We start from the raw sequence: 25917 nt of genomic DNA, 5'->3' as shown, positions 1-25917 counted from the left end.
CGCCGGACAGGCCCTAGCCGCGGGTGACCGGCTCCTGGAGCTCGGTCACCCAGCGGGAGGTGTCCTCCGGGCACTCCAGATACAGCTCACGGGCATAGCCGGCCGACACGTATCCGTTGGTGTCGATCCAGCCCGCCAGGGTCTGCGAGGTCGGCAGGATGTCGTCCATCGACCCGCGGTGGACTACGGTCGCCGCCTCCTCGATCCCGGGCAGGACGTGCACCTCGACGCCCTCCACGACCGTCCCCTCCGGGACGCTCATCCCGGCGTGCACGCGCACCGAGCCGTCCCCGCGCCCCGCGTCCTCGTAGTACGCGATCCCCGGCCCGAACTCCTTGACCCCGGCGGCCTCCAGGCGGCCGCACAGCTCCTCGTACAGCGGCCCGATCACCGGGCTGATGTCGGCCGGCCCGAAGCTCGCGGCGATCCCGCTCAGCTCCGCGATCCGCACGGCCGGAATCCTCTTCACGACGACGTCCTGCGTGGACATGCGTCCCTCGCTCTCGATGGCTCGGAGCCGCGCCCCGACCCGCGCGAGCCGCGCCGCCGCCTCCGCGGCGGCGGTCTCCAGCTCGGCCTGCCGCAGCCGCAGCATCCCCCGCAGCTCCTCCGCCCCCACCTGCTCGTCGAGGATCGCCCCCACCTGTTCCAGGGTGAAGCCGAGCTCCTTGAGCGCGATGACACGGTTGAGCCGCGCGAGCTGCCCCGCCTCGTAGTAGCGGTAGCCGCTGTGCGGGTCGACACGGGCCGGGCGCAGCAGTCCGACGGCGTCGTAATGACGCAGCATCCGGACCGACACCCGCCCGTGCCGGGCGAAGTCTCCGATGGCGAACATGACGCCCCTTACTCAAAACTCTGACACGGCGTGAGGGTCAAGCGCCGCCCCGGGAGGCTACGTGGCCCGATAGCACGGCGAAGTCTCCGATGTTGAAAGCTCCCTGTCGGGAGGACAGGGATTCCTGGCTCAGACCGCCTCCTGGAGTCGCGCTCCAGGAGGTCTCACGCCCTCGATGCCAGCCGGGTCCAGACCCGCCCGGACGAGCATGACGCGCGCGGAGTTCTTGTCCCTCGGGGACGTCGCTCCACATGCGGTGCACGTATACGTACGTTCCGACAGCGGCAATGCGTGCTTGGCTCTCGCTCCGCAGCGTCCGCAGTCCATGGTGGTGTGCGCAGGGTTCACCAGACGGACGTCCCGTCCGTGCTTGCGGCCCATCTCGATCAGGGCCTTCTTGGTCGCGCCGATGGCCGCGTCGGCGGCCTTCCGTGCCATCGTCGTCCTGGCGAGGAACTTGGGACGGAAGTCCTCCACCGCAATGGCGTCATGGTCGCGCACGACCTGCTTCGCCCACTTCCGTCCGGCGTCCAGGCGTTGCCTGGCAACCTTCCGATGGGCCTTCGCGCGCAGCGTCCGAGCCGCCCGATACCCCTTCGAAGGGGCGCTCCCTCTCCTCGGTTTACGCCGGGCCATCATCCGGTCGTACCGGGCCAGCTTCTGCCGGGCCTTGCTGCCGTATGCGGGGTGCGAGAGATCGTGGGCGTCGCTCGTGGTGGTTGCGATCTCCTTCACTCCCCAGTCGACACCGAGCATCGCACCGGTTCCCGGGAGGGGCTGGAAGGTTTCCGGCACGACGAACGAGGCGTACCAGTGCCCGATGGCATCCCGATACACCCGCACCGAAGTCGGATCGGCAGGCAGCTCCCGCGACCAGACGACCGACAGTACGATCCCGCCCGCCAGGTGGAGACGTCTGCCCTTGAGCCGGAATCCGCGCCGTGTGTAGTTGAGTGTCGGCAGGGACGCGCGCTTCTTCTTGTACTGCGGCATCCCGGCCCGTCGCCGGGCCGGTACGCGCCCCCTGACGTCCTTGAGGGCCCTCGCTCGGGCCTTGCCGAAGTCACGGATCACCTGCTGCTGCAGCACCGACGATCCACGGGCCAGCCACGGGGTGACGGCACGGGCCCCGGTCAGCATCCGGTCCAGCCGGGCCGGCCCGCACGACTCGTCGTCCGCGTAGGCCTTCTTCGACCGCGCGACACATTCGTTCCAGACCCACCGGCACCGGTCCCACTCTCCACTCAGTGCGGAGAGTGCCGTGGACGAGGGGCGCAGCCGGTATGTGTACCGGCTGCGCCCCTCGTTGCCACGCGTCGGCGGAGGCGTCATGGTGTGACCCTAGGGGCGCTGGTCCGCTCGTTTGCCCGAAAGGGGCAGATTCACTGGAACGAGTGAGCGACCCCTGTCCGGGTCAGGCGCCGGCCAGCGAGAGCTTCGCCGCGAAGCCGAGGAAGAGGGCGCCCGCGGCCGTGGTGGCGCCGGCGGAGAGGCGCTTGCGGCGGCGGAAGGCGGCGGCGAGGCGGGTGCCGCTGAAGATGAGGGTGGTGAGGTAGAGGAAGCTGCCGAGCTGCAGCAGGGTGCCGAGGACCAGGAAGGAGAGTGCCGGGTAGGCGTAGGACGGGTCCACGAACTGCACGAAGAAGGAGATCAGGAAGAGGATCGCCTTCGGGTTGAAGAGGCTGATGATCAGCGCGCGGCGGTACGGGTGCTCGGAGGGGCCCGCGTCCGGCTCGGCGGCGTCGTCAGTGACGGCTTCGTGCCGGGTGCGCCACATCTCGCGGGCGGCGCGCAGCATGCCGTACGCCATCCAGGCCAGGTAGCCGGCGCCCGCGTACTTCACGATCATGAAGAGCAGCGGGGTGGTCTGGAGCAGCGAGGCGGCGCCGAGGGCGGCGAGCGTCATCAGGACGGCGTCGCCGGTGAACACCCCGGCGGCGGCCTGGTATCCGGTCCGGGTGCCCTTGCGGGCGGCGACGGACAGCACGTACAGCGAGTTCGGCCCCGGCAGGAGGATGATGAGGACGAGCCCGGCGAGATAGGTCGGCAGATCGGTGACACCCAGCATGAAGCGGAGTGTCGCACACCGCTTCGACCCTCCGCTTTAAATTTCAACGGGTGGGATCGGAGCCGGTCAGAAGGCGTCGGTCGGGACGTACGTGCCCCACACCCCGCGCAGCGCGTCGCAGACCTCGCCCACCGTGGCCCGCGCCTTGAGCGCCGCCTTCATCGGGTAGAGGACGTTGTCCGTGCCCGCCGCGGCCTTGCGGAGCTCGGCCAGGGCCGCGTCCACCGCGCCCCGGTCGCGCTCGGCGCGCAGCCGGGCGAGGCGCTCGGCCTGCTGGGCCTCGATCGCCGGGTCGACGCGCAGCGGCTCGTACGGCTCCTCGACGTCCACGGTGAAGCGGTTGACGCCGACCACGACCCGCTCGCCGGAGTCGGTCTCCTGCGCGATCCGGTACGCGGAGCGCTCGATCTCGTTCTTCTGGAAGCCGCGCTCGATCGCGTGCACCGCGCCGCCCAGGTCCGCCACCTTCCGCATCAGCTCCAGGGCGGCGGCCTCGACCTCGTCGGTCATCGACTCCACCACGTACGAGCCGGCGAAGGGGTCGACGGTGGCCGTCACGTCCGTCTCGTACGCGAGGACCTGCTGGGTACGCAGCGCCAGGCGGGCCGACTTGTCCGTCGGGAGCGCGATGGCCTCGTCGAAGGAGTTGGTGTGCAGCGACTGGGTGCCGCCGAGGACCGCCGCGAGGCCCTGGACGGCGACCCGCACCAGATTGACCTCGGGCTGCTGCGCGGTGAGCTGCACCCCGGCGGTCTGGGTGTGGAAGCGGAGCATCAGCGACTTGGGGTTCTTCGCGCCGAACTCCTCCCGCATCACCCGCGCCCAGATCCGGCGGGCCGCCCGGAACTTGGCGACCTCCTCCAGGATCGTGGTCCGCGCCACGAAGAAGAAGGAGAGGCGCGGCGCGAAGTCGTCCACGTCCATGCCGGCGGCGACGGCCGTGCGGACGTACTCGATGCCGTCGGCGAGGGTGAAGGCGATCTCCTGCGCGGGCGAGGCCCCGGCCTCCGCCATGTGGTAGCCGGAGATCGAGATGGTGTTCCACCGGGGGATCTCGGCCCGGCAGTACTTGAAGATGTCGGCGATCAGCCGGAGCGAGGGCTGCGGCGGGAAGATGTACGTGCCGCGGGCGATGTACTCCTTCAGCACGTCGTTCTGGATCGTGCCGGTCAGCCGGTCCGCCGGCACGCCCTGCTCCTCGCCGACCAGCTGGTAGAGCAGCAGCAGGAGGGCGGCGGGCGCGTTGATCGTCATCGACGTGGAGACCTGGTCGAGCGGGATGCCGTCGAACAGCACCCGCATGTCGTCGATCGAGTCGATGGCGACGCCGACCTTGCCGACCTCGCCGTGCGCGATCGGCGCGTCCGAGTCGTGGCCCATCTGGGTCGGCAGGTCGAAGGCGACCGAGAGGCCCATGGTGCCGTTGGCGATCAGCTGCTTGTAGCGGGTGTTGGACTCCACGGCGGTGCCGAAGCCCGCGTACTGGCGCATCGTCCACGGCCGGCCGGTGTACATCGACCGATAGACACCGCGGGTGAAGGGGTACGCGCCGGGCTCGCCCAGCTGCTCGGCGGGGTCCCAGTCCCGCAGCGCGTCCGGCCCGTAGACCGGTTCGATGGGCAGTCCGGACTCCGACTCGCGCGCCATGTGTCTGTGCCTCCCGATCGACCCTTTTCGCCTTCCTCCCAGGATGCACGTCTCTTTTCGGTCACGTGCGCAACCACCCGGGTGTGGGAAGCATCCCTTGTGTACACACGTCGTTTTCGGGGGGCTGAAATGAAGCGTTCGTCCGTCATACGCAGAGTCGTTCTCGCCGCCACGGCCGTGGCCCTGGCCGCCGGCTGTACGCCCGGGGGCAGCGACCCCGGGAAGGGCACCGTCAGCCCGGCGCCGACCACGGCCGCGCCGGCGCCCACGGCGAGCGGCACGGGCGACGACAAGCCGTCCTCCCCCGCCACCGCCCCCCCTTCCGCTTCCGCCACCCCGTCCACCGGCACGCCCTCGGCCACGGCCACCACCGCGCCGCCCACGGGCCGGATCCTCATGAAGGACGGCGACGAGAACGCGCAGGTGCGCGAGCTCCAGGCGCGGCTGCGGCAGATCGGCTACTTCGACCGGGCGCCCACCGGCTTCTACGGGACGATGACCGGGGGCGCGGTGAAGGGCTTCCAGAAGAAGCGGGAGCTGCCGCAGACCGGCTCGGTCGACGAGACGACCTGGCAGCGGCTGCTCGGGATGACGCGGAAGCCGACCGCCGCCGAGCTGCGCCCGGCCACCAGCAACAAGCTGGACACGCCGGACCCGCGCTGCATGACCGGCCGGGTGATGTGCATCAGCAAGGAGAGCCGGACGCTCGCCTGGATGATCGACGGCAAGGTCGTCTCGTCGTTCGACGTGCGCTTCGGCTCGGAGAACACCCCGACCCGCGAGGGCGAGTTCAAGGTGGAGTGGAAGGCCCGCGAGTGGACCTCCACGATCTACCACACGCCGATGCCGTACTCGATGTTCTTCAGCCGCGGCCAGGCGGTGCACTACTCGGCGGACTTCGCGGCCCGCGGCTACAACGGGGCCTCGCACGGCTGCGTCAACGTCCGGGACAAGGCGAAGCTCGCGGTGCTCTTCGACCAGGTGAAGGTCGGCGACAAGGTCGTCGTGCACTGGTGAGGCACTGGAGGCTGAGGCTCAGGGAGTAGAGAGGGCGCGGGTGGGACCGGGGGAACGTGTCCCACCCGCGCCGGTGCGCTGAGCCGAAGGTACGGGGGGAACCCCGGCTCGATGCGCTCGCCGATGACCAGTCGGCTCACTCAGTACTGCGCCGGGGGGTCGAAAAGTGTCACACCCCGGGTCGGGGCTGGGTACGCGAGCGGTCGGAGTCGTGCTTTCCGGAGCCGTGGGAGCCGCCCTTGGCCGGGCCGTCGCCCTTGGAGCCGTCGCGGTCCTTGTCCCGGTCGCGGTCGCCTCGGCCGCCTCGGTCGCTGCTGTCGTCGCCGTCGGAACCGCCGCTCTCGGAACCGCCGGTGGCCGTGCCGTCCTTGCCGGTGCCGCCGGTCTTGCCGGTGGTGCCGGAGGAGGTGCGGCCCGCGGTGGACGGGGAGGTGGTGGCGCCGGAGGGCGTGCCGGAGAGGATCCGGTCGCAGTAGCGCTTCACGGTCTCGCCGTTGCGCAGGGCGTCGGTGAGGCGCTGCCGGCCGCCGCTGCCGAGGGTGCCCGAGCGGAAGTCCTGGCAGGCCTTGACGGTCTTGGCGCGCTCCTCGTCCTGGGTGCCGCCGTCCGTGCCGCCGGCGTTCCCGCCGGGGGTGGCGGACGGGTCGTCAGGTCCGGCGGTGGCGTCGGGGCCCGCGGTGGCGGTGCCCGTGCCGTCGGTGGCGCCGGGCGTACCGGGCCGTCCGTCGTCGGGTCCGCCGGGCAGTGCGGTGCCGGCGCCGCCGGTGGGCGAGCCGGACCAGCCGGGCGACGAGGGGTCGACGGCCACGACCGAGGTGCCGGGTTCGGGGTCGGCGGTCAGCGGCAGGACGCCGGTGCCGGCGGCCACGGCGACGCCGCCGACCGTGACGGCGGCGACCGCGGCGGCGAGCCCGTACCGCAGGGAGCGTCCCCAGGCCCGGCCGGTGCGGGCCGGGGTGAGCCGGACGGCGCCGAGGTCGGCGGTGGCGGCGCGGCCCGCGTAACCCGGGGCGGCGGCGCGTTCGGCGACGGCCTTGCGGAAGGCGGCGAGGGCGGCGGCCTCGCCGGGGAGTTCGCCGCCGGGGCCGGCGAGCGGGCCGGCGGTGGGCGTACGGGCGGTGTCGAGGGCGCGGGCGAGCAGCTCCGCCTCGGCGCGCGCGGAGGTGCCGACGGGGTCGACCGACTCGCCGCGCAGCAGCCGCTCCGCGGCCTCCTGGTCGAGCCACTGGTACTCGTCGGCCATCACATGTCCTTCTGCGTCCGCGCGCGCGATTGCGTCACACCGCCGGGGCGGGCGGGGCCGGGGCGGCGACCGCGTTGCGGAGGAACGCCGTCCAGTGCGCCGGCCGGATCGTCGCTCCCGGCCGTACCGAGGAGTTCGGCGAGTTTCTTGAGACCGCGGTGGGCGGCGGTACGGACCGCGCCGGGCCGCTTGCCGAGCGTGTCGGCCGCGCTCTTGGCGTCCAGGCCGACCACGACCCGCAGGACGACGGCCTCGGCCTGGTCCTGCGGCAGTTGGGCGATGAGGTGCATGGTGCGGCCGGTGGCCAGGGCTTCCAGGGCCTCGCCCGCGGTGTCGGAGTCGGCGGGCTTGTCGGTGAGCTCGGTCTCGTCGCCGCCGACGGCGGGCCGGCGGCCGCGCATCCGGATGTGGTCGAGGGCGCGGTTGCGGGCGATCCGCGCGGCCCAGCCGCGGAAGCGGTCGGCGTCGCCGCTGAACCGGTCGAGGTCGCGGGCGATCTGCAGCCAGCTCTCGGAGGCCACGTCCTCCGCGTCGGCCTCGCCGACCAGGGTGCGTATATAGCCGAGGAGCCGGGGATGCACCGCGCGGTACACGGTACGGAAGGCGTCCTCGTCCCCGCCCTGCGCGGCGAGCACTGCGGCCGTCAGCTCCGCCTCGTCCCCCAGCACTCCCCACACCTGTTCGTCGTCGCGCTCATCGCGGCTGGTCGTCACCGCCACGCCGCCTTGGGCGCAGCAGAACGCTACGTCCTTTTCGGGCGCCGCGTCCACGCGGGTCCGATTCTTTGTGCAACTCGCAACTTCCCCGGAGGAGGGCCGGAAACGGGGTGTGACAGAAAACGCATGCCCGGCGCTGTATGGAGTACGGGGCCGTGCTGCGGCTCCGCGGACGACGACCGGGGCCTCTCCTGTGGGGGGTGGCGGCCCCGGTCGTCTTCTTTTTCAGCGCCTGTGACCAGGCGCTTTTTTCATTTCCCGGCCCGCTTCCCGACCCGTTTGCCGACAGCCGCACCACCATTGTCAACCGATGGTTGACAGCCCAAGACTGTCAACCTAGGGTTGCACCCATGACGAATCCACTCGGCATGAGCAACCCCGTGCGGCTCGACGACCTGATCGAGGCGATCAAGAAGACCCACCCGGACGACGCCCTCGACCAGCTGTCCGACGCGGTCATCGCGGCGGACCACCTCGGCGACGTCGCCGACCACCTCATCGGCCACTTCGTGGACCAGGCCCGGCGGACCGGCGCCTCCTGGACCGACATCGGCAAGAGCATGGGCGTCACCCGGCAGGCCGCCCAGAAGCGCTTCGTCCCCAAGGACGACAAGGAGGGGGACGCGGCGAAGATGGACCCGAACGCGGGCTTCAGCCGGTTCACGCCCCGGGCCCGCAACGTCGTGATGGCCGCGCAGAACGAGGCCTCCGCCGCCCGCAACGACAAGACGGTCCCGGCCCATCTGACGCTCGGCCTGCTGGCGGAGCCCGAGGGGCTCGCGGGCCACTGGATCCTCGGCCAGGGCGTCACCGCGGAGCAGGTGCGCGAGGCGGTCACGGCGACGCTGCCGCCGGCCGTCGAGGAGGTGCCCGCGCTCATCCCGTACGACGCGGACGCCAAGAAGGTCCTGGAGCTCACCTTCCGGGAGGCGCTGCGGCTCGGGCACAACTACGTCGGCACCGAGCACATCCTGCTCGCGCTCCTGGAGTTCGAGGACGGCAAGGGCACGCTCGCGGGCCTCGGCCTCGACAAGGCGAAGGCGGAGCGGGAGATCTCGGAGGCCATCGCCTCCCTGTCCATCGCGGCGCCCGGGCCGGACGACCAGGCCTGAGGCCCGTACGGCCTCCGGCTCAGGTGGTGCGCGCCCTGCGCGAGACGACCGCGCGCAGGACGCGCCCGCCCTCGGTCGACAGGTCCCGGGCCCGGCGCAGCCCGGTCGGGCCGTGGGCGGCCGATTCCAGAACGGCCCGCTGGCGCTGGAGTTCACCGGCGTGCAGCGGGCCCGCCCCGTTGGCGTCGAGTCCGGCGTGCAGGGCCAGGGCCGCCTCGGAGCAGCTCCGGGTCCAGTCCCGCAGCGGCACCTCGGTCCAGTCGGCGGGCGCCCCGTCGAGCATTGCGCGCACCGGCGCGGCGTCCTCGCGGGCCCCGGCGGCGGCGTCCGCCAGTTCCACCCGCGCCTTTGCGACGGCCTCGCCCCAGGCCGCGCCGTCGCCGCGGGCCACCGCGGCCCACACCGGCCGCAGGACGTCCGCGCCGTCCGGTGCGAGCAGCGGCAGACACCGGTCGAGACAGGCGAGTCCGGCGGCCGCGAGGGCGCGGGCGTCGGCCCGGTCGATCAGTTCCTGCAGGCTCGTGCTCGTCACGGACGTCATGGACGCCTCCTCGCCACCGATGCGGACGCAGTACTTCCCTTACTGCGCCAACCGACGCTTTTTCGTCACTGCGCGGCCGAAATCATGCCAGTGGCCTTGAGGTGCTGCATAGAGGTCAGCTTGCGGACGAAGAGGATCGCGAGGACGGCGGCGGCGAGGTTCAGCGCGTTGCTCACCGCGAGCCACGAGGCCGCGTCGACGTACGCGTCGGCGGTCTCGGCCTTGTCGTACAGCCGGGACGCGATGCGGTCGGCGACGTTCTCCAGCACGAACAGGGTCCACCAGCCGTTCAGCAGCCGCAGCTCGCCCGACGCGTCGGGGGCGGACGGGTCGGGGCGGCTGGCGCGCCAGATCTCGGCCGCGATGTTGCGCGGGATCCACAGGTTGGCGAAGGGGATGAACCAGGCGCCGATCGCCCACCCGGTGGTGCGGCTGTGCTCCGCCGGCGCCCAGACCTCGGCGTTCAGCCGGGTCCGGTGGAACCACACGATCCAGAGCACCACGGTGGCGACGTACAGCAGCAGCTGCACCAGCGACAACAGGGCAACGGTCAGGTCGGCCTGGCCCTCGGCCCACGGTTCCCCGCGCAGCGCGAGCGCGGCGAGCACCGCGATGACGTCGAGGACGGCCGTGACAGCGAGCAGGGCGACAACGGCGTACGACAGGCCGTTGGGATTTCTGAGCATGGTGGAGCGATCCCCCCAGGGACGAGACGGCGCCCCCTCCCCGAGCACGCCGGGCGGCCGCACGGCCGCCGAGTCCGGGACCGTACGGCACGCGCGTCGCCGTGTCCACGCAAAAAGGGCTTGAAAACCCCAGGTCAGCCGCGCACCTTCGCGGCCAGCGACTGGAAGGCCGCCCAACTCAGCGCGGGCTGGCGGGCGTCCCACAGCTTCTGGGCGGTCGCCGTGAGCGGCATCCGGATGCCGGCGGCGACCTGGGCCTCGGTCTGGGCGTTCGCCAGGTCGCACCAGACGGCGAAGCTGCCGCCGAGGATCTGGGGGTCGTAACGGGCGGGGACGGGGGTGGTGCCGCGCAGCACCAGCGGGGTCCACTGCTCGTAGATGCGCCGGCCGGTGGGATAGGTCTGGCCGCGGGGCTGGCCGAGGATGTAGTAGAGGAACACGTCGTTGTAGTTGATCATCTTGCGGCCGGCGCTCAGGTACGAGGTCGGGGTGCGGGCCCCGATCTCGGCGCCGGTCCAGTAGGCGACCTGGAGGTCCGGGGCCGCGCTGGTGACGCCGCCGGCGAAGAAGCCGTCGTTCCAGGCGCGCAGCGCCTTGCCCGTCGGGCGGACGACTGCCGCCCGGTCGTTGAGCCAGCCGGTGGCCAGGTCCTGGATCCGGCCCGAGGGGCCGTACTTCGCGGTCGCGGCGCGGGCCAGCTCCGGATAGGTCGCCTCGGGGTTCTTCGCCATCAGGGCCACGTACTCGTCGCCGCCGAGGTGCCAGTACGCGCCGGGGAACAGGCCCGTGTACTCGCGCAGCAGCTCGTCGACGATCTTCGCGGCGGCCGGGTCGGAGATGTCGACGGTGCCGCGCGGCCTGCCGCCGGTCGCGCTGACCAGCTGGAGGTCGGGGTGCGCGTCGATGACCGCGCCGAGGTGTCCGGGCGAGTCGATCTCGGGGACGACCTGGATGTGCAGGCTCTGCGCGAGGGCCACGATCCGGCGCACCTCGGCCTTGCTGAGATGCCGTTCGGAGACGATCTCGGGGTGGGTGTCGGAGGCGATCCGGAAGCCCTGGTCGTCGGAGAAGTGCAGACCGAGCTGGTTGAGCTTGAGGTCGGCCATCTCGCGCAGCCGGTTCTCGATCCAGTCGGCGGTGAAGTACTTGCGGGCGATGTCGACCATCAGTCCGCGCTGCGGCTTGGCGGGGGCGTCGGTGACGGTGCCCTCGGGCATCGCGCCGGTGGCGTTGACGGACTGTTTGAGGGTGCGGGTGCCGTAGAAGACGCCGGCCTGGTCGGGTCCGGTGATGCGGATCCCGCCGTCGCGGACGGTGAGGGTGTACGACTCGGCGGCACCCCCGCCGCCGAGCGCGAGGGTGACGTCGCCGGGGCGGGCGGCGGCGGTGCCGCGGTACGGGACGCGCAGCTCGCCCGCGATCAGCTTCGCCTCGTCGCCGAGCGCGGCCTCGTCCTTGGCGGCGACCACGACGCCGGTGTCCGGTCCCGGCTTCCAGCCGGGGCCGCGGGCCGCCTGGTGGGCGCGGACGGCGGGCACCACCTGCGGGGCGACGGACAGCGGATACGTCTTCGTCGGCGTCGGGCTCGGCTTCGGCGTCGGGCTCGGGGGCGGCGGCGCGGAGGTGGGGGCCGCGGTCGGGGCGGTCGTCCCGGCGCCCGTACCGGCGGGCGGGGCGGAGGAGGAACCGTCGGAGCAGGCCGCCACGGTGACCAGTGCCACCGCGGCCGCCAGGAGTGCGGGGCCCCGTCGGGGCCCCCGTATGGAGTACCGCATCACCCGGAATCCTCCCTCATCGCACGAAGCCCGGCATCCCGGACCTCTTGTCCACCCTCATGACGAAACCCACTCGTCCAGGTGAAATTCGCGCACCCGTCGGACACTTCCCCCCTTCCCGCCGATAGCGTGGCGTCACACTCACCCCACCCATCTCCCCCGACACCTTCACGTCTTCACGTCGTTTACGTCGTTCACGTCTCGCTTCCGGAGTCCCCGCTGACCAGCGACACCCACGCCGCACCCTGCCGGACCCCGATCCCGCCCGCGATACCTGCCCAGCAGGCCGCCGCCCGGCACCTCACCGGTCTCGTGCGCTTCAACGCGGCCCCGCAGGGCCTCGCCGAGCAGTGGCTGCTCGGCTGCTGCGGCAGCCGCCGCTGGGCCGAACGGGTGGCGGCGCACCGCCCGTACCCGACCCTCGACGCGCTGCTCGCCGCCGCCGACGAGGCCGGCTACGACCTGTCCAAGGCGGACCTCGACGAGGCGCTGGCCCGCGAGACCGCCGCGCTGCCGCACCCGGACGCGCCGCCGGCCGCCCGCACCGCGCTCGGCGCCGCCCTCGCCGCGTACGAGGCGAGCTTCGGGCACGCGTTCGTCATCAGCCTGGACGGGGTTCCGGCGGGCGAACGCCTGAACCAGGTGCTCGCGGGCATCCGGTCACGGCTCGGCAACGAAAGGGAGGAGGAACGGGTGGTCGCCGCCGAGGAGCTGCGCCGGCTCGCCCGGAGCCGCCTCACCCGTTCGGTCGCCGGCTCGTGAATTCGTCCGGAATGCGGCGATTCAGGGTTGAACGATAGTCCGTCCGTGCCTGTTTGATCACACCTATGGACCCCGCGCGAGCGAACCCACGAGTGGTGGCTACGATGACCGGGGCCGGTGGACCGTACCCGGCCGGGCCAGACCGACAGAGCACCTCTTATTTCAAGACTGGCGGCCGGCTCCGATCCCCGCTCCCGGAGGGTTTTTCCGTGCCGGCTGGAACGCTGTACCGCGGCCGGGAAGGAATGTGGTCCTGGGTGGCTCACCGAGTCACCGGCGTCCTCATCTTCTTCTTCCTGTTCGTACACGTGCTGGACACCGCTCTCGTCCGCGTCTCCCCCGAGGCGTACGACGAAGTGGTCGCGACGTACAAGACGCCGATCGTCGCTCTGCTGGAGTACGGCCTCGTCGCCGCCATCCTCTTCCACGCGCTGAACGGTCTCCGTGTCATCGCCGTGGACTTCTGGGCCAAGGGCCCCCGCTACCAGAAGCAGATGCTCTGGACCGTCGTGGGCATCTGGGTCGTCCTGATGGCGGGCTCGCTGTACCCCGTCCTCGGCCACGCCGCACGTGAACTGTTCGGGAGCTGACGCCACCTATGTCCGCTGACACCACTTCGGCCATCGGCCCCGTCGAGGCCACGTCCTACGACGTGGACAACCCCGCCCCGTACATCGAGGCCCCCCGCAAGCGCACGGGCAAGACCCCGCGGGCGACCCGAGGCAACTTCGAGATGGCCGCATGGCTCTTCATGCGCCTCTCCGGCGTCGTCCTCGTCGTCCTGGTCCTCGGCCACCTGCTGATCCAGCTCTTCCTGGACGGCGGCGTCTCCAAGATCGGCTTCGCCTTCGTGGCCGGCCGCTGGGCGTCCCCGTTCTGGCAGGTCTGGGACCTGCTGATGCTGTGGCTCGCGATGCTGCACGGCGCCAACGGCCTCCGCACGGTCATCAACGACTACGCGGAGCGGGCCAACACGCGCCTGTGGCTCAAGGGCCTGCTGTACACCGCCACGGTGTTCACCATCCTTCTGGGCACGCTGGTGATCTTCACCTTCGACCCGAACATCCGCTAGGCACGGGGCTGAGGTAACCACGTCATGAAGTTCCACAAGTACGACACCGTCATCGTCGGCGCCGGCGGCGCCGGCATGCGCGCCGCCATCGAGGCGACGAAGCGCAGCCGCACCGCCGTGCTGACGAAGCTGTACCCCACCCGCTCCCACACGGGCGCCGCGCAGGGCGGCATGGCCGCCGCGCTGGCCAACGTGGAGGAGGACAACTGGGAGTGGCACACCTTCGACACGATCAAGGGCGGTGACTACCTGGTCGACCAGGACGCCGCCGAGATCCTGGCGAAGGAGGCCATCGACGCCGTCCTCGACCTGGAGAAGATGGGTCTCCCCTTCAACCGCACCCCGAAGGGCGAGATCGACCAGCGCCGCTTCGGCGGCCACTCCCGCAACCACGGCGAGGCCCCGGTCCGCCGCGCGTGCTACGCCGCCGACCGCACCGGCCACATGATCCTCCAGACGCTGTTCCAGAACTGCGTCAAGGAGGGCGTGGAGTTCTTCAACGAGTTCTACGTCCTGGACCAGCTGATCACCGAGGTCGACGGCGTCAAGCACTCCGCCGGTGTGGTGGCCTACGAGCTGGCGACCGGCGAGATCCACGTCTTCCAGGCGAAGTCGGTCATCTACGCGTCCGGCGGCACCGGCAAGTTCTTCAAGGTGACCTCCAACGCCCACACCCTGACCGGTGACGGCCAGGCCGCGTGCTTCCGCCGCGGTCTGCCGCTGGAGGACATGGAGTTCTTCCAGTTCCACCCGACGGGCATCTGGCGCATGGGCATCCTGCTGACGGAGGGCGCCCGTGGTGAGGGCGGCATCCTCCGCAACAAGGACGGCGAGCGCTTCATGGAGAAGTACGCGCCGGTCATGAAGGACCTCGCGTCCCGTGACGTCGTGTCCCGCTCCATCTACACGGAGATCCGCGAGGGCCGCGGCTGCGGTCCCGAGGGCGACCACGTCTACCTGGACCTGACGCACCTCCCGCCGGAGCAGCTGGACGCCAAGCTCCCGGACATCACCGAGTTCGCGCGCACCTACCTCGGCATCGAGCCCTACACGGACCCGATCCCGATCCAGCCCACCGCGCACTACGCCATGGGCGGCATCCCGACCAACGTCGAGGGTGAGGTCCTCTCGGACAACACCACCGTCGTCCCGGGGCTGTACGCGGCCGGCGAGGTCGCCTGCGTGTCGGTGCACGGCGCCAACCGCCTCGGCACCAACTCGCTGCTCGACATCAACGTCTTCGGGCGCCGCGCCGGCATCGCCGCCGCCGAGTACTCCCACAAGCACGACTTCGTCGAGCTGCCGGAGAACCCGGAGGCCAAGGTCGTCGAGCAGATCGAGAACCTGCGCAACTCCACGGGCAGCGAGCGGGTCGCCGAGCTGCGCCGCGAGCTCCAGGAGACGATGGACGCCAACGTGATGGTGTTCCGCACCGAGCAGACCATCAAGACGGCCGTCGAGAAGGTCGCCGAGCTGCGCGAGCGCTACAAGAACGTGTCCATCCAGGACAAGGGCAAGCGCTTCAACACCGACCTCCTGGAGGCCGTCGAGCTGGGCAACCTGCTCGACCTGGCCGAGGTCATGGCCATCTCGGCCCTGGCGCGCAAGGAGTCCCGCGGCGGTCACTACCGCGAGGACTACCCGAACCGCGACGACGTCAACTTCATGCGCCACACCATGGCGTACCGCGAGGTCGGCGAGGACGGCTCCGAGACCGTCCGTCTCGACTACAAGCCGGTCGTCCAGACCCGCTACCAGCCGATGGAGCGTAAGTACTGATGGCTACCCCCGTTCTGGACAAGGTGGAGAAGGACTCCGCCGCGTCCCCGTACATCACGGTCACCTTCCGGATCCGCCGCTTCAACCCCGAGGTGTCGGACGCGGCGGTCTGGGAGGACTTCCAGGTCGAGATCGACCCGAAGGAGCGCGTGCTCGACGGTCTCCACAAGATCAAGTGGGACCTGGACGGCACGCTGACCTTCCGTCGCTCCTGCGCGCACGGCATCTGCGGCTCGGACGCGATGCGGATCAACGGCAAGAACAGGCTCGCCTGCAAGACGCTGATCAAGGACATCAACCCCGAGAAGCCGATCACCGTCGAGGCCATCAAGGGCCTCACGGTGCTGAAGGACCTCGTGGTCGACATGGAGCCCTTCTTCCAGGCGTACCGGGACGTCATGCCGTTCCTGGTCACCAAGGGCAACGAGCCGACCCGCGAGCGCCTGCAGTCCGCCGAGGACCGCGAGCGCTTCGACGACACCACCAAGTGCATCCTGTGCGCCGCGTGCACGTCGTCCTGCCCGGTCTTCTGGAACGACGGGCAGTACTTCGGTCCGGCCGCGATCGTGAACGCGCACCGCTTCATCTTCGACTCGCGTGACGAGGCGGGCGAGCAGCGTCTGGAGATCCTCAACGACAAGGACGGCGTGTGGCGTTGCCGCACGACGTTCAACTGCACGGACGCCTGCCCGCGTGGCATCGAGGTCACGAAGGCGATCCAGGAGGTCAAGCGCGCGCTGATCACGCGTCGCTTCTAGCCTTTTTCGACGCGCCCCTCGCACCGCTCGGCGCCTGGGGCGCCTCACGGGCTTCGGGCCGCTGCGGCGGCCTCCGACCGCCGATGCGTGGCTGGGCCCCGCCCTCCCCCCGGGAGGCGGGGCCCTTCGCGTATCCGGGCACACGCGGGGGCCCTTCGGGCGTCACGCATGTGCCAGGATCTGGGGCAGAGTTGACGCCCAGGAAGAACGGGGACACTGATGAGCGATCCGAACCCTTACAAGTCGGGTGACTCGGGGAACTACGAATGGGGGCCGAACCAGCAGGCGGGGACGCCCGCGTACGGCTACCCGCAGACCCCGCCGCCGCCCGCCTACCAGCCGACCCTCGCGGGCGGGCTCCCGGTGCCGGCCCAGCAGGCGCCGATGGGCGGCGGGGCGCCGCTGGTGAGCCTCGGCGACATCACCGTGGTGGGCGACCAGATCATCACGCCGGCCGGGAACATGCCGCTGCGCGGCGCGGTGTGGAACGCGACGGACATGTCGCGGACCGAGGAGAAGATGCCGACGGTCGCGGTCGTGCTCGCGGTCATCTTCTTCCTGTTCTGCCTGCTCGGCCTGCTCTTCCTCCTGATGAAGGAGAAGAAGACCACCGGCTTCATCCAGGTCACCGTCACCAGCAACGGCCGGCACCACTCGACGATGATCCCGGCGACCGGGCCGGACAGCTTCAACTGGGTGATGGGTCAGCTCAACTACGCGCGCTCGCTGAGCGTCTGACGCGGCACCGCATGAGGGGGGCGTCCCAGGGGGACGCCCCCCTCAGCCGTGCCAGTGCGGTACGGAGGGGTCCTCCTCGGCCGCCAGCATGATCCGGCGCAGCAGGTCGTTGAGGACGACGCGCTCCCCGGGGGCGAGCACGCCGAGCAGCCGGTGCTCCTCGTGACCGAGAACGTCCATCGCGCCGAGCCAGGTCTCGTGGCCGGAGTCGGTGAGTTCGACGATCACCCGGCGCCGGTCGGTGGTGGACTGGGTGCGCCGGACGAAGCCGCGCTTCTCCAGGGCGTCGAGGCGGCCGGTGACGGAGGCCGGGGCGAGGTCGAGGTCCTGGGCGAGTTCGGAGGGCGCGGCGCTGCCGCCGCGGCCGGCGAGCTTGTGGAGGGTGTCGAACTCGTGGCGTTCCAGGTCGAAGTCGACGAGGGACTGCTCGCGGACCCGGCGGAAGTAGACCGAGAGCTTCTTCATCCGGGTGACGGCGCCCTCGACGACCGGGTCGAGCCCGGGCAGCACCGGGCCCCAGCGGTCGACGTGGTCGTCGGTCCAGTCGCGCGGGGCCTCGGGCGTGCGCGGTTCCTCGGTCGGGGCCATGGGGTGATCGTACGTCGGCGGTCCGGCCCGCTCCCGGAACACTCCCGACAGAAGTATTTCGTTGACGAATTATTCGGTACCGAAATACTCTCCTCGGCATGTCCGCCTCCGCGACGTCTCCCGCCGTCCCCCATCCGCTGCGCACCCGCCCCTTCCGCCTGCTCTTCACCGGGCGCACCCTCTCCCTGCTCGGCGACGCCGCCATCCCGGCGGCCCTCGCCCTCGCCGTCCAGCAGGCCACCGGCTCCACCGCGGCGCTCGCCCTGGTGCTCGCCTGCTCGATGGTCCCCAAGCTGCTCCTGCTGCCGCTGGGCGGCGTCGCGGGCGACCGCTTCGACGCCCGGACCATCGCGCTCGCCATGGACCTCGTCCGCTGTGTCACCCAACTCGTCGTCGGCGTACAGCTGCTGGGCGGTACGCCCTCGCTCGCCGTGATCGCGAGCGTCGAGGTGATCGGCGGCGCGGCCGGCGCGTTCGCCATGCCCACCTCCTCGCCACTCATCCGGGGCACGGTCCCGGAGGAGGGCCTGCAGCGCGCGAACGCGGCGATGTCGGTGGCGCACAGCGCCAGCCGGGTCGGCGGCCCGGCCCTCGCCGGCGCCCTGATCTTCACCGTGGGCCCCGGCTGGGCCTTCGTCCTGGACGCGGCGAGCTTCGCGGTCAGCGCGGCGCTGCTGTGTGCCGTACGGATCGAGCGCGCCGAGCGGCCGGCCCCGGGCCCGCGCCGCTCCGTCCTCACCGATCTGCGCGAGGGCTGGCAGGAGGTGCGCAGCCGCGACTGGTACTGGTCCAGCCTGATCGGCCACAGCGCGTGGAACGGCGCCGCCGCCGTCCTGATGACCCTCGGCCCGGGCATCGCCGTGCACCGTCTGGGCGGCGGGGCGGCCTGGGTGGCGCTGCTCCAGGCGGGCGCGATCGGGCTGCTCGCCGGCTCGCTGGTGGCCGACCGGGTCCGCCCCCGCCGCCCGGTCCTGACCGCGAACATCGGCCTCGCCACGTACGCGCTGCCGCTGCTGCTGCTCGCGGCCGGGGCGCCGGCCATGCTCGTCATCGGCGCGTACGGCGTCGCGCAGGCCGGTCTCGGCTTCCTCTCGCCGGTCTGGGAGACCGCGGTGCAGCGCGCGGTCCCGGAGCACGCGCTCGCGCGCGTCACGTCGTACGACTGGCTGCTGTCCTTCGCGGCGATGCCGCTGGGTTACGGGCTCGCGCCGCTCGCCGCCTCCGCCTGGGGCCCGGGCGTGCCGCTGACGGTCGCGGCGCTGGCGGTCGCCGGCTGCTGTCTGGGCTCGGCGCTGCTGCCGGGGGTGCGGAGGTTCACCGACGCGACGGCCTCGGGCCCGGCCGAGTCCAAGACCGAGGCCGGAACCGGGGCCGGGGCCGGAACCCGGACCGGAACCGGAACCCGGACCGGGACCGGAACCCGGACCGGGACCGAAGGTGCGGCTACGACTCCGGCTGCGGCTCCGGCCGGGAAGGTCAGCCCGCCAGGAACTCGCTGATCAGTCGGGTGGTCTCCGCCGGGCGCTCGACGGCCGGCAGGTGGCCGGCCCAGTCGAGGGTGACGCGGCGGACGTCCGGGAAGAGACCTGCGAGGCGGTCGCCGATGACGCCGAAGTCGGGGATGTCGTGGCCGCCGGTGGCGACGAGGACGGGGACGTCGATCGCCGCGAGGTCCTTGTCGGTGACCTCGACCTCGCCGGGGGCGAACTCGTCGGGGGCGGGCAGCTGGAGCTCGAAGGCGCGGGTCTGCATGCGCAGCACCAGGTCGCGGGCGGCGGCGTCGGCGTCCGGGCCGAGCCAGAAGTCGACGTTGAGCGCGGCGGCGCCCGCGATGTCGCCGGCCACGAGCAGTTCGCGCTCACGGCCGAAGAACCCGCGGAGCTCCGGGCCCGCCTCGTGGCCCGGGGCGGCGGCGCAGAACAGGGCGAGCGCGGTGGTGCGGCCGGGGTGGCGGACGGTGAACTCCAGGGCCACCTCGCCGCCGAAGGAGGAGCCGACGATCGCGGCGCGCTCGACGCCGAGGTGGTCGAGCAGGTCGCGGACGTCGTCCGCGTGGACGTGCGGGGCGTCGATCGGGGTGTCGCCGAAGCCGCGCAGGTCGCACCGCACCACACGGTGGCCGGCTTCGGCCAGGGCGTGGAACTGCCCGTCCCACATGCGGCGGTCGCAGACGCCGGAGTGGAGCAGCAGAACGGTGTCGGGGCCGTCGCCGGCCACGTCGTGAGCAAGTGTCATGCGCTCGACCCTAGATCGCCCGGCACCTTTCCCACCAGGGGTTTCGGCGCACCTCCCGCAACCGACTTGAACACGTTCAAGGAGAGGTCTACAGTCATCGACGTCAGCTTTGAACGCGTTCAAGGGAGCGTGGGGCATGGACCTCACTGTCGTCGCGTACGTCGTCTACCTGCTCGTCAGTGTCGGGCTCACCATCTGGGTCGCCCGCACCCTCAGCCGCAACGGGCGGGTCTTCCTCGCCGACGTCCTGCACGGGAACGAGAAGCTCGCGGACGCCGTGAACCACCTGCTCGTCGTCGGCTTCTACCTCGTCAACCTCGGCTTCGTCGCCCTCTATCTGAGCCGGGACGACGCCGTCGCCGACGCCCGGCGGCTCGTGGAGGCGCTGTCGGTGAAGCTCGGCGTCGTCCTCCTCGTGCTCGGCGTGATGCACCTCGGCAACGTCTACGTCCTCAACAAGATCCGCCGCCGGGGCGTCCTGGAGCGCGGCCAGGTCCCGCCGGTGCCGCCGCAGGGCTGGACCCCGCCGGCCGGCCAGGGCGGCCCGCGCGGACCCCAGGGCCCCGGCACCGGCGCCGGCCCGTGGGCGACCCCGGCCACCGGCGTCTGAGCCCTGCGCCCCTGCGGCCCGGACCGGGAGGAGCAACCCATGGATCCGAACTCGCCCGTGCGGCGTCTGACCGTCCTCTACGACGCCGACTGCCCGCTCTGTGTCCACCTGCGCCACTGGCTGCTCGGGCAGGCGCAGTTGGTGCCCCTGGACCTCGTACCGGCCGGGTCCGCGGAGGCGCGGCAGCGCTTCCCGGAGCTCGACCACACCGACACCCTGCGGGAGATCACGGTCGTCGGCGACGGCGGCCAGGTCTACCGCGCCACCGACGCCTGGATCGTCTGCCTCTGGGCCCTGGTCGCCCACCGGCCCCGGGCCCACTGGCTGGCCACCCCGGCCGGCCGGCCGTTCGCCCGGGCCACCGTCCTCGCCGCCGCGAAATGGCGCGAGGCCCTGAAGGCCCGGCCCGCCGACGGCCCGGGCGGCTGCGCCGAAGGACGGTGCGAGGCACCGCCCGTGGCCGACTAGGCTCGGGAGTGTGAAGGACGCGATGGAAGAGAAGCCCGCCGAGCCGGCACCGAACGCCGAGGCCGCTGCAGCCTCCGGGTCCACCGAGACCGCCGAGTCCACCGGGGCCGACAAGCCGGCCAAGGCGCCCAAGAGCGAGCAGACCCGCGCGCTCATCCTGGAGACCGCGCTCCGCCTGTTCAAGGACCGCGGCTACGACAAGACGACCATGCGGGCCATCGCGCAGGAGGCGGGCGTCTCGGTCGGCAACGCCTACTACTACTTCTCCTCCAAGGAGCACCTCGTCCAGGGCTTCTACGACCGGATCGCCCAGGAGCACCAGCGGGCCGTCGAGCCCATCCTGGAGAGCGGCGAGAAGGATCTGACCGCCCGGATCCGCGGGGTGCTCCTGGCCTGGCTCGACATCGCGGAGCCGTACCACGAGTTCGCGGCCCAGTTCTTCAAGAACGCGGCCGACCCGGACAGCCCGCTCAGCCCGTTCTCGCCCGAGTCGGCGGGCCCGCGCGAGGCGGCGATCCAGGTGCACCGCCGGGTCATCTCCGGCGCCAAGGTGAAGGTCGACCCGGAGCTGGCCGAGCCGCTGCCGCGGCTGCTGTGGCTCCAGCAGATGGGCCTGGTGCTGTTCTGGGTGTACGACCGCTCCGAGGGCGCCGCCAACAGCCGCCGCCTGGTGGAGCGGCTGGCCCCGGTGACCGCCCGGGCCATCTCGCTGTCCCGCTTCCGCATCCTGCGCCCGCTGGTCACCGACGTCCACGACGTCCTGTCCGACTTCATGCCGACGGCGGCGGGCATGGCGGCCTCGGGCAAGCCGAAGCGGGGCGGCGCCGCCAAGAAGTCCTGAGCAGCACCTGAAAAAGGAGGGACGGACCGTGAAGTGCACGGTCCGGGGCCCCTCCAGCATGCTCTGCGGGCTAGATCCAGCTCAGTTCCCAGAGGCGCCAGATGCCGGTGCCGTCCGAGAGGTACTGGGAGCCGGCGACCTCCTCCGTCGACAGCACGTAGTCCTTCTTCTGCCACAGCGGCACCAGCGGCACGTCCTTGGCGACCTCGTCCTGGATGGCCTTGAAGTCGCCGGCCGCGCGGCCGCGGTCGCTGTACTGCTGGGTGGCGGCGATCAGCGAGTCGACCTTCGCCCGGGAGTAGCCGTTGTGCAGCGCGTTGCCCGTGCCGACGAGCGGGGCGGTGAAGTTGTCGGAGTCGGCGAAGTCCGGGAACCAGCCGATGGGGTAGGCGTCGAACGTGCCCGCCGCGTACTCCTTCTGGAAGTTCTGCCAGTCCACCGACTTGACTGTGACCTCGAACAGGCCGGTCTCCTCCAGCTGCTTCTTGATCTCGGCGGCCTCGGCGGCGTACGTGGCGTCCTTGCGGTGGCCGAGCGAGAACTTCACCGGGGTGTCGACGCCCGCGTCCCGCAGCAGCTGCTTGGCCTTGGTGGCGCTGGGCTCCGGATAGGTGTCGTAGAAGGCGGTGCTGTGGCCGACGAAGCCCTGCGGGATGAGGGAGTAGAGCGGCTCGACCGTGCCCTTGTAGGGACCGGTGACGATGGCCGGGCGGTCGATGACCGCGGCGATCGCCTGGCGGACCGCCGTCTTCGACATCACCCTGCCGGGGCGGATGTTGAAGTTGAGGTTGCGGATCTCCGCGCTGGCCGCCTCGGTGACCCGGGTGCCGTCCTTCGACGCGTCGCCGAGCTTGTTGAGGAAGTCCGGCGGCATCTGCCGGTGGGTCACGTCGACCTTCTTGGCGTTCCAGGCGGTCGCGAGCTCCTCGGACTCCTTGAAGTACTTGACGACGACCGGCCGGCCGGTCTTGGTGAGGGCGCCCCGGTAGCGGGGGTTCGGCTCGAGGCGCGCGCTGACGCCCGGCTCGTACTCCTTGAGGACGTACGGCCCCGAGCCGTCCACCGCGTTGCCGCCGCGCAGCTCCTTCGCCGGGTACGCGGTGTGGTCGACGATCGAGCCGGCACCGGTGGCCAGCTTCAGCGGGAAGGTGGCGTCACGGCCGCTGAGCTGGAAGGTCACCTTCTGGCCCGCGGCCACGACCTTCTTCAGTGTCGGGAACAGCGGCGCCGGGCCGACGTCCGTCTTGATCGCCAGCATCCGCTCGAAGGAGTAGCGGACGTCCTCGCCGGTGATCTTGTGACCGTTGGAGAAGGTCAGGTCGTCGCGGAGCTCGCACTCGTACGTCGAGAGCTTCGAACCGACGAACCGGCAGCTCTCGGCCGCGTCCGGAACCGGCGTCGTGAAGCCCGGCTTGAAGGTCAGCAGTGACTGATAGATGTTGCTGTAGATCGCCCAGGAACCGGCGTCGTAGGCACCGGCCGGATCGAGCGAGGTCACCTCGTCGGTCGTACCGACGGTGATGGCGTCCGTTCGCACGTCGTCGGAGGGCAGCAGTTGCCAGCCCCCGATTCCGGCCGCTACCAAAACCCCACAAATGATCAAAATGCGCAGACGGACCGTCGACCGCATGAGACGTGCATCCTTTTTTGCGTTCCCACCCCTGTCGCGGCGGAATTCGGCCAGCCGCGATGGCGCCCATCCCATCACACGAATTTCACTGGTGGAAGAGTAAACCTTCACACCGCACGTATATGTCCCGGGATAGGGGATTTCAGGGGACTGAGCAGTACGTATCGGTCACAAAGCACTCCGTTACGCCAGCCAGCCGACCTGCCCGGCCTGCCTGCCTGCCTGCTTCGGCTACGCCTGCTTCGAGGCGAGCTCCACCACCGTGATGTCGGAGGGCGCGCCGACCCGGACCGGGGGTCCCCAGGCGCCCGCGCCGCGCGAGACGTACAGCTGGGTGTCGCCGTACCGCTCCAGGCCCGCGACGGTGGGATTGGCCAGTTCGGCGATGAGGTTGCCGGGCCAGAGCTGGCCGCCGTGGGTGTGGCCGGAGAGCTGGAGGTCGACGCCGTGGCGGACGGCGTCGTCGATGACGATCGGCTGGTGGGCGAGGAGCACGGCGGTACGGGACCGGTCACGGTCCCCGAGGGCCTTGCCGAAGTCGGGCCCGTGGCCCTCGCTCTCGCCGGCGACGTCGTCGATCCCGGCGAGGTCGAAACCGGCGCCGATCTCGACCCGGGCGTTGCGCAGCGGGTGCAGGCCGAGCTCGCGGACGTGGTCGATCCAGGCGTCGGCGCCGGAGAAGTACTCGTGGTTCCCGGTCACGAAGAAGGCCCCGTCGCGGGCCTGCAGCCGGGCGAGCGGCTCGGCGGCCGGGCCGAGGTTCGCCACCGTGCCGTCGACCAGGTCGCCGACGACGGCGACGAGGTCGGGCTGGGTGGCGTTGATGGTGTCGACGATCCGCTGGGTGTGGGCCCGGCCCAGGATCGGCCCGAGGTGGATGTCCGAGACCACCGCGATCCGGTAACCGTGCGCCCCGCGCGGCAGCTTGGCGAGCGGCACGGTGACCCGCTTCACCCGCGGGCCGCGCAGCACGCCGTACGTGCCGTAGCCCACCGTCCCGAGGGCGACGGCCGCGGCGGACCCGGAGACGACGCGGTTGACGAACAGCCGCCGGGAGAGGTCGGGGGTCTCGGGGGCGGCCGGTGCCGGAGGCTCGGGCGCCGCCGACGGTACGGGCACGGGCACCGGCACCTCGGCCGGCACCTCGGCCGGGACCTCGGCCGGTGCCTCCGCCCGGCGGGCGAGCAGCCGCCGCAGCAGCGGCCGCAGCGGTTCGGTGACGGCCAGCGCGAGCGTCACGTACAGCAGCACCGCGAGCCACAGGAAGCCCGGCCACGCGAGCACCCGCTCCAGGACGAAGGGCGCGCCGGCCCGCCCGGAGACGAGCGCGCCGACCGAAAGCAGCGGCAGCACGACCGCGACCGCGGTCCCGACCCGCCGCGCCGCCCCGCCCGGCACGGTCAGATCCCGCACGAGCCGCCGCCACACGTACCAGTGCACGCCCCCGAGCAGCCCCAGAACCACGACCAGCACCAGCACCACCAGCACCACGCCCACGCCCGCCCCTTTGTCCTCTTCCGTCAGCCGTGCTCAGTCGCGTTCAGCCGTGATCAGGCGCGCTCGCGCCGAAGCGCGCGCACTCCACGCAACCCGATCACCCCGACCACCGTCCCCAAGACAAAGGACGTGATGGCCAGCAGCAGGTGAACCCAGAAATAGGCGGTCGGATCGCCCGCGTCGTCGAAGGCGAGTCCACTCCCGTCCTTCCACAGGTTCTTGACGAAAGTGATCCAGATGACCCAGCTCCACACTCCGAACACGAGCAGGAACCAGGAGACAGGGCGGCTGAGCTTCATGGTCCCAGTATCACCATCCGCCCCACGGCCCCTGCGGACGGGTGGACGAGCGGGGACGAACCGCCCCGCGAGGTTCGGAAGGACCTTCGGGGGATGTACGTTTCCGATCGTGTCCGCTTCGAAGATGACCGCGAAGGCCGCTTTGGCGGCCACCGCCGCCGCCACTCTGCTGCCCCTCCTCGCCGCCGCGCCCGCGCACGCAGACGACAAGGCGCCGCAGCCCCAGCCGCCGGCCACGATGTCGAGCGTGGGCGGGACGCTGCTGTCCAAGGCCGGCACTCAGGTGCAGCTGGGGGTGGGGGCGCCGGTGCTGCCGAAGGAGTTGAGCGCGCGGTCGTGGATCGTGGCGGACGCGGAGAACGGGCAGGTGCTCGCCGCGCACAACGCGCACTGGCCGCTGGCCCCCGCCTCCACCCTGAAGATGCTCTTCGCGGACACCCTGCTGCCGAAGTTCCCCAAGACGCAGAACCACACGGTGATCCCGACCGACCTCCAGGGCCTCGGCGCCGGCTCCAGCCTGGTCGGCATCAAGGAGAAGCAGACCTACAGCGTCCACGACCTGTGGCTGGGCGTCTTCCTGCGCTCCGGCAACGACGCCGTGCACGTGCTCGCCGCGATGAACAACGGCGTGGACCAGACCGTCAAGGACATGCAGACGCACGCCGAGGAGCTCCAGGCCCTCGACACCCACGTCAAGTCGCCGGACGGCTACGACGAGCCGGGCCAGGTCTCCTCCGCGTACGACCTCACCCTCATCGCCCGCAGCGGCATGCAGAACCCGGACTTCCGGGAGTACGCGGCCACCCCGCGGGCCAAGTTCCCGGGCGAGGCGAAGCCGGGCAAGAAGCGCGAGGCCTTCGAGATCCAGAACACCAACCGGCTGCTGACCGGTGACATCGGGGTCGCCCCGTACCAGGGCATCGCCGGGGTCAAGAACGGCAACACCACCGAGGCCGGCGCGACCTTCACCGGTGTCGCCGAGCGCAACGGCAAGGTGCTG

At 71.4% G+C, this 25917-nt stretch carries 26 protein-coding genes and 1 pseudogene; 13 read left to right on the top strand and 14 right to left on the bottom strand.

Features of this window, described 5'->3' with window-relative positions:
* Positions 1–13 precede the first annotated feature (13 nt).
* The 4 genes from JAO84_RS22815 to JAO84_RS22800 form a co-directional block, all read right to left on the bottom strand.
* Positions 14–835 carry a MerR family transcriptional regulator gene (locus JAO84_RS22815; RefSeq protein ID WP_370414519.1) on the bottom strand — a complete coding sequence of 274 codons (822 nt, stop codon included), beginning with the start codon at positions 833–835 and terminating at the stop codon, positions 14–16.
* Positions 836–964: 129 nt separating this feature from the next.
* The gene (locus JAO84_RS22810; RefSeq protein ID WP_370414518.1) at positions 965–2167 is read right to left on the bottom strand and encodes an RNA-guided endonuclease InsQ/TnpB family protein; all 1203 of its coding nucleotides are present in this window, start codon (positions 2165–2167) and stop codon (positions 965–967) included.
* 82 nt (positions 2168–2249) lie between these two features.
* Positions 2250–2903: a leucine efflux protein LeuE gene (gene leuE, locus JAO84_RS22805; protein ID WP_370414517.1), complete on the bottom strand. Its 654-nt coding sequence runs from the start codon at positions 2901–2903 to the stop codon at positions 2250–2252.
* A gap of 66 nt (positions 2904–2969) precedes the next feature.
* Positions 2970–4550 (bottom strand): methylmalonyl-CoA mutase, encoded by a 1581-nt coding sequence (locus JAO84_RS22800; RefSeq protein ID WP_370414516.1) that lies wholly within the window; start codon positions 4548–4550, stop codon positions 2970–2972.
* Between the two features lie 129 nt (positions 4551–4679).
* Here JAO84_RS22800 and JAO84_RS22795 point away from each other — a divergent pair, with 129 nt between their 5' ends.
* Positions 4680–5567, top strand: a complete 888-nt coding sequence (locus JAO84_RS22795) for a L,D-transpeptidase family protein (RefSeq protein WP_370414515.1) — start codon at positions 4680–4682, stop codon at positions 5565–5567.
* Positions 5568–5736: 169 nt separating this feature from the next.
* Here the strand turns inward: JAO84_RS22795 and JAO84_RS22790 are convergent, their stop codons facing one another.
* Both JAO84_RS22790 and JAO84_RS22785 read right to left on the bottom strand, forming a co-directional pair.
* Positions 5737–6810, bottom strand: a complete 1074-nt coding sequence (locus JAO84_RS22790; RefSeq protein WP_370414514.1) for a hypothetical protein — start codon at positions 6808–6810, stop codon at positions 5737–5739.
* Positions 6810–7478 (bottom strand): RNA polymerase sigma factor, encoded by a 669-nt coding sequence (locus JAO84_RS22785; protein ID WP_370416844.1) that lies wholly within the window; start codon positions 7476–7478, stop codon positions 6810–6812. Before JAO84_RS22785 ends, JAO84_RS22790 begins: the two co-directional genes overlap by 1 nt.
* A gap of 398 nt (positions 7479–7876) precedes the next feature.
* On the opposite strand from JAO84_RS22785, the gene JAO84_RS22780 reads away from it, so the two are divergent.
* Complete coding sequence (locus JAO84_RS22780) at positions 7877–8638, top strand: Clp protease N-terminal domain-containing protein (protein WP_370414513.1); 762 nt, start codon at positions 7877–7879, stop codon at positions 8636–8638.
* A gap of 19 nt (positions 8639–8657) precedes the next feature.
* On the opposite strand, the gene JAO84_RS22775 is transcribed toward JAO84_RS22780, so the two are convergent.
* The 3 genes from JAO84_RS22775 to JAO84_RS22765 all read right to left on the bottom strand — a co-directional run bounded on the left by JAO84_RS22775 (position 8658) and on the right by JAO84_RS22765 (position 11640).
* Positions 8658–9179 carry a hypothetical protein gene (locus JAO84_RS22775; RefSeq protein WP_370414512.1) on the bottom strand — a complete coding sequence of 174 codons (522 nt, stop codon included), beginning with the start codon at positions 9177–9179 and terminating at the stop codon, positions 8658–8660.
* 65 nt (positions 9180–9244) lie between these two features.
* On the bottom strand, positions 9245–9865 hold the full coding sequence (locus JAO84_RS22770; protein WP_370414511.1) for a DUF4328 domain-containing protein: 621 nt from the start codon (positions 9863–9865) through the stop codon (positions 9245–9247).
* A 134-nt stretch (positions 9866–9999) separates the two neighbouring features.
* Positions 10000–11640, bottom strand: a complete 1641-nt coding sequence (locus tag JAO84_RS22765; protein ID WP_370414510.1) for a glycoside hydrolase family 20 protein — start codon at positions 11638–11640, stop codon at positions 10000–10002.
* A 258-nt stretch (positions 11641–11898) separates the two neighbouring features.
* Here JAO84_RS22765 and JAO84_RS22760 point away from each other — a divergent pair, with 258 nt between their 5' ends.
* The 6 genes from JAO84_RS22760 to JAO84_RS22735 all read left to right on the top strand — a co-directional run bounded on the left by JAO84_RS22760 (position 11899) and on the right by JAO84_RS22735 (position 16749).
* Positions 11899–12402, top strand: a complete 504-nt coding sequence (locus tag JAO84_RS22760; protein WP_370416843.1) for a 2-oxo-4-hydroxy-4-carboxy-5-ureidoimidazoline decarboxylase — start codon at positions 11899–11901, stop codon at positions 12400–12402.
* Positions 12403–12611: 209 nt separating this feature from the next.
* On the top strand, positions 12612–12992 hold the full coding sequence (sdhC, locus tag JAO84_RS22755) for a succinate dehydrogenase, cytochrome b556 subunit (RefSeq protein WP_128982417.1): 381 nt from the start codon (positions 12612–12614) through the stop codon (positions 12990–12992).
* Positions 12993–13000: 8 nt separating this feature from the next.
* Positions 13001–13474 carry a succinate dehydrogenase hydrophobic membrane anchor subunit gene (locus JAO84_RS22750; RefSeq protein WP_265867615.1) on the top strand — a complete coding sequence of 158 codons (474 nt, stop codon included), beginning with the start codon at positions 13001–13003 and terminating at the stop codon, positions 13472–13474.
* Between the two features lie 24 nt (positions 13475–13498).
* Positions 13499–15253 (top strand): succinate dehydrogenase flavoprotein subunit, encoded by a 1755-nt coding sequence (gene sdhA, locus JAO84_RS22745; protein ID WP_370414509.1) that lies wholly within the window; start codon positions 13499–13501, stop codon positions 15251–15253.
* The gene (locus JAO84_RS22740) at positions 15253–16011 is read left to right on the top strand and encodes a succinate dehydrogenase iron-sulfur subunit (protein ID WP_265867613.1); all 759 of its coding nucleotides are present in this window, start codon (positions 15253–15255) and stop codon (positions 16009–16011) included. Before sdhA ends, JAO84_RS22740 begins: the two co-directional genes overlap by 1 nt.
* Positions 16012–16230: 219 nt before the next feature.
* Positions 16231–16749: a hypothetical protein gene (locus JAO84_RS22735; RefSeq protein ID WP_370414508.1), complete on the top strand. Its 519-nt coding sequence runs from the start codon at positions 16231–16233 to the stop codon at positions 16747–16749.
* Positions 16750–16791: 42 nt separating this feature from the next.
* On the opposite strand, the gene JAO84_RS22730 is transcribed toward JAO84_RS22735, so the two are convergent.
* Positions 16792–17337, bottom strand: coding sequence for a MarR family winged helix-turn-helix transcriptional regulator (locus tag JAO84_RS22730; protein WP_370414507.1), 546 nt, complete (start codon positions 17335–17337; stop codon positions 16792–16794).
* A gap of 98 nt (positions 17338–17435) precedes the next feature.
* Here JAO84_RS22730 and JAO84_RS22725 point away from each other — a divergent pair, with 98 nt between their 5' ends.
* Positions 17436–18836: an MFS transporter gene (locus JAO84_RS22725; protein ID WP_370414506.1), complete on the top strand. Its 1401-nt coding sequence runs from the start codon at positions 17436–17438 to the stop codon at positions 18834–18836.
* On the opposite strand, the gene JAO84_RS22720 is transcribed toward JAO84_RS22725, so the two are convergent.
* Positions 18814–19572, bottom strand: coding sequence for an alpha/beta fold hydrolase (locus tag JAO84_RS22720; protein ID WP_370414505.1), 759 nt, complete (start codon positions 19570–19572; stop codon positions 18814–18816). The genes JAO84_RS22725 and JAO84_RS22720 overlap by 23 nt on opposite strands.
* Before the next feature lie 136 nt (positions 19573–19708).
* On the opposite strand from JAO84_RS22720, the gene JAO84_RS22715 reads away from it, so the two are divergent.
* Genes JAO84_RS22715 through JAO84_RS22705 form a run of 3 tightly spaced genes read left to right on the top strand, consistent with a single transcriptional unit; the run spans position 19709 to position 21491 of the window.
* Complete coding sequence (locus JAO84_RS22715; RefSeq protein WP_370414504.1) at positions 19709–20182, top strand: hypothetical protein; 474 nt, start codon at positions 19709–19711, stop codon at positions 20180–20182.
* Positions 20183–20221: 39 nt separating this feature from the next.
* A complete protein-coding gene (locus JAO84_RS22710) occupies positions 20222–20650 on the top strand; it encodes a thiol-disulfide oxidoreductase DCC family protein (RefSeq protein WP_370414503.1) in 429 nt (142 codons plus the stop codon).
* A 10-nt stretch (positions 20651–20660) separates the two neighbouring features.
* Positions 20661–21491, top strand: a complete 831-nt coding sequence (locus tag JAO84_RS22705; RefSeq protein WP_265867604.1) for a TetR family transcriptional regulator — start codon at positions 20661–20663, stop codon at positions 21489–21491.
* Positions 21492–21561: 70 nt separating this feature from the next.
* Here the strand turns inward: JAO84_RS22705 and JAO84_RS22700 are convergent, their stop codons facing one another.
* The 3 genes from JAO84_RS22700 to JAO84_RS22690 all read right to left on the bottom strand — a co-directional run bounded on the left by JAO84_RS22700 (position 21562) and on the right by JAO84_RS22690 (position 24917).
* The gene (locus tag JAO84_RS22700; protein WP_370414502.1) at positions 21562–23121 is read right to left on the bottom strand and encodes an ABC transporter substrate-binding protein; all 1560 of its coding nucleotides are present in this window, start codon (positions 23119–23121) and stop codon (positions 21562–21564) included.
* Positions 23122–23352: 231 nt separating this feature from the next.
* Complete coding sequence (locus tag JAO84_RS22695; protein WP_370416842.1) at positions 23353–24612, bottom strand: metallophosphoesterase; 1260 nt, start codon at positions 24610–24612, stop codon at positions 23353–23355.
* A gap of 59 nt (positions 24613–24671) precedes the next feature.
* Positions 24672–24917: an SCO4848 family membrane protein gene (locus tag JAO84_RS22690; protein WP_370414501.1), complete on the bottom strand. Its 246-nt coding sequence runs from the start codon at positions 24915–24917 to the stop codon at positions 24672–24674.
* Here JAO84_RS22690 and JAO84_RS22685 point away from each other — a divergent pair.
* Positions 24856–25878: pseudogene (locus JAO84_RS22685) on the top strand (D-alanyl-D-alanine carboxypeptidase); the annotation flags it as partial. The gene JAO84_RS22690 and the pseudogene JAO84_RS22685 sit on opposite strands and share 62 nt — an antisense overlap.
* Positions 25879–25917: the final 39 nt, after the last annotated feature.

It is taken from the genome of Streptomyces fradiae (assembly GCF_041270065.1).
Lineage (GTDB): Bacteria > Actinomycetota > Actinomycetes > Streptomycetales > Streptomycetaceae > Streptomyces.
The sequence above is the reverse complement of the archived record's forward strand: the minus strand, read 5'-3'. Positions and strand labels throughout refer to the sequence as shown.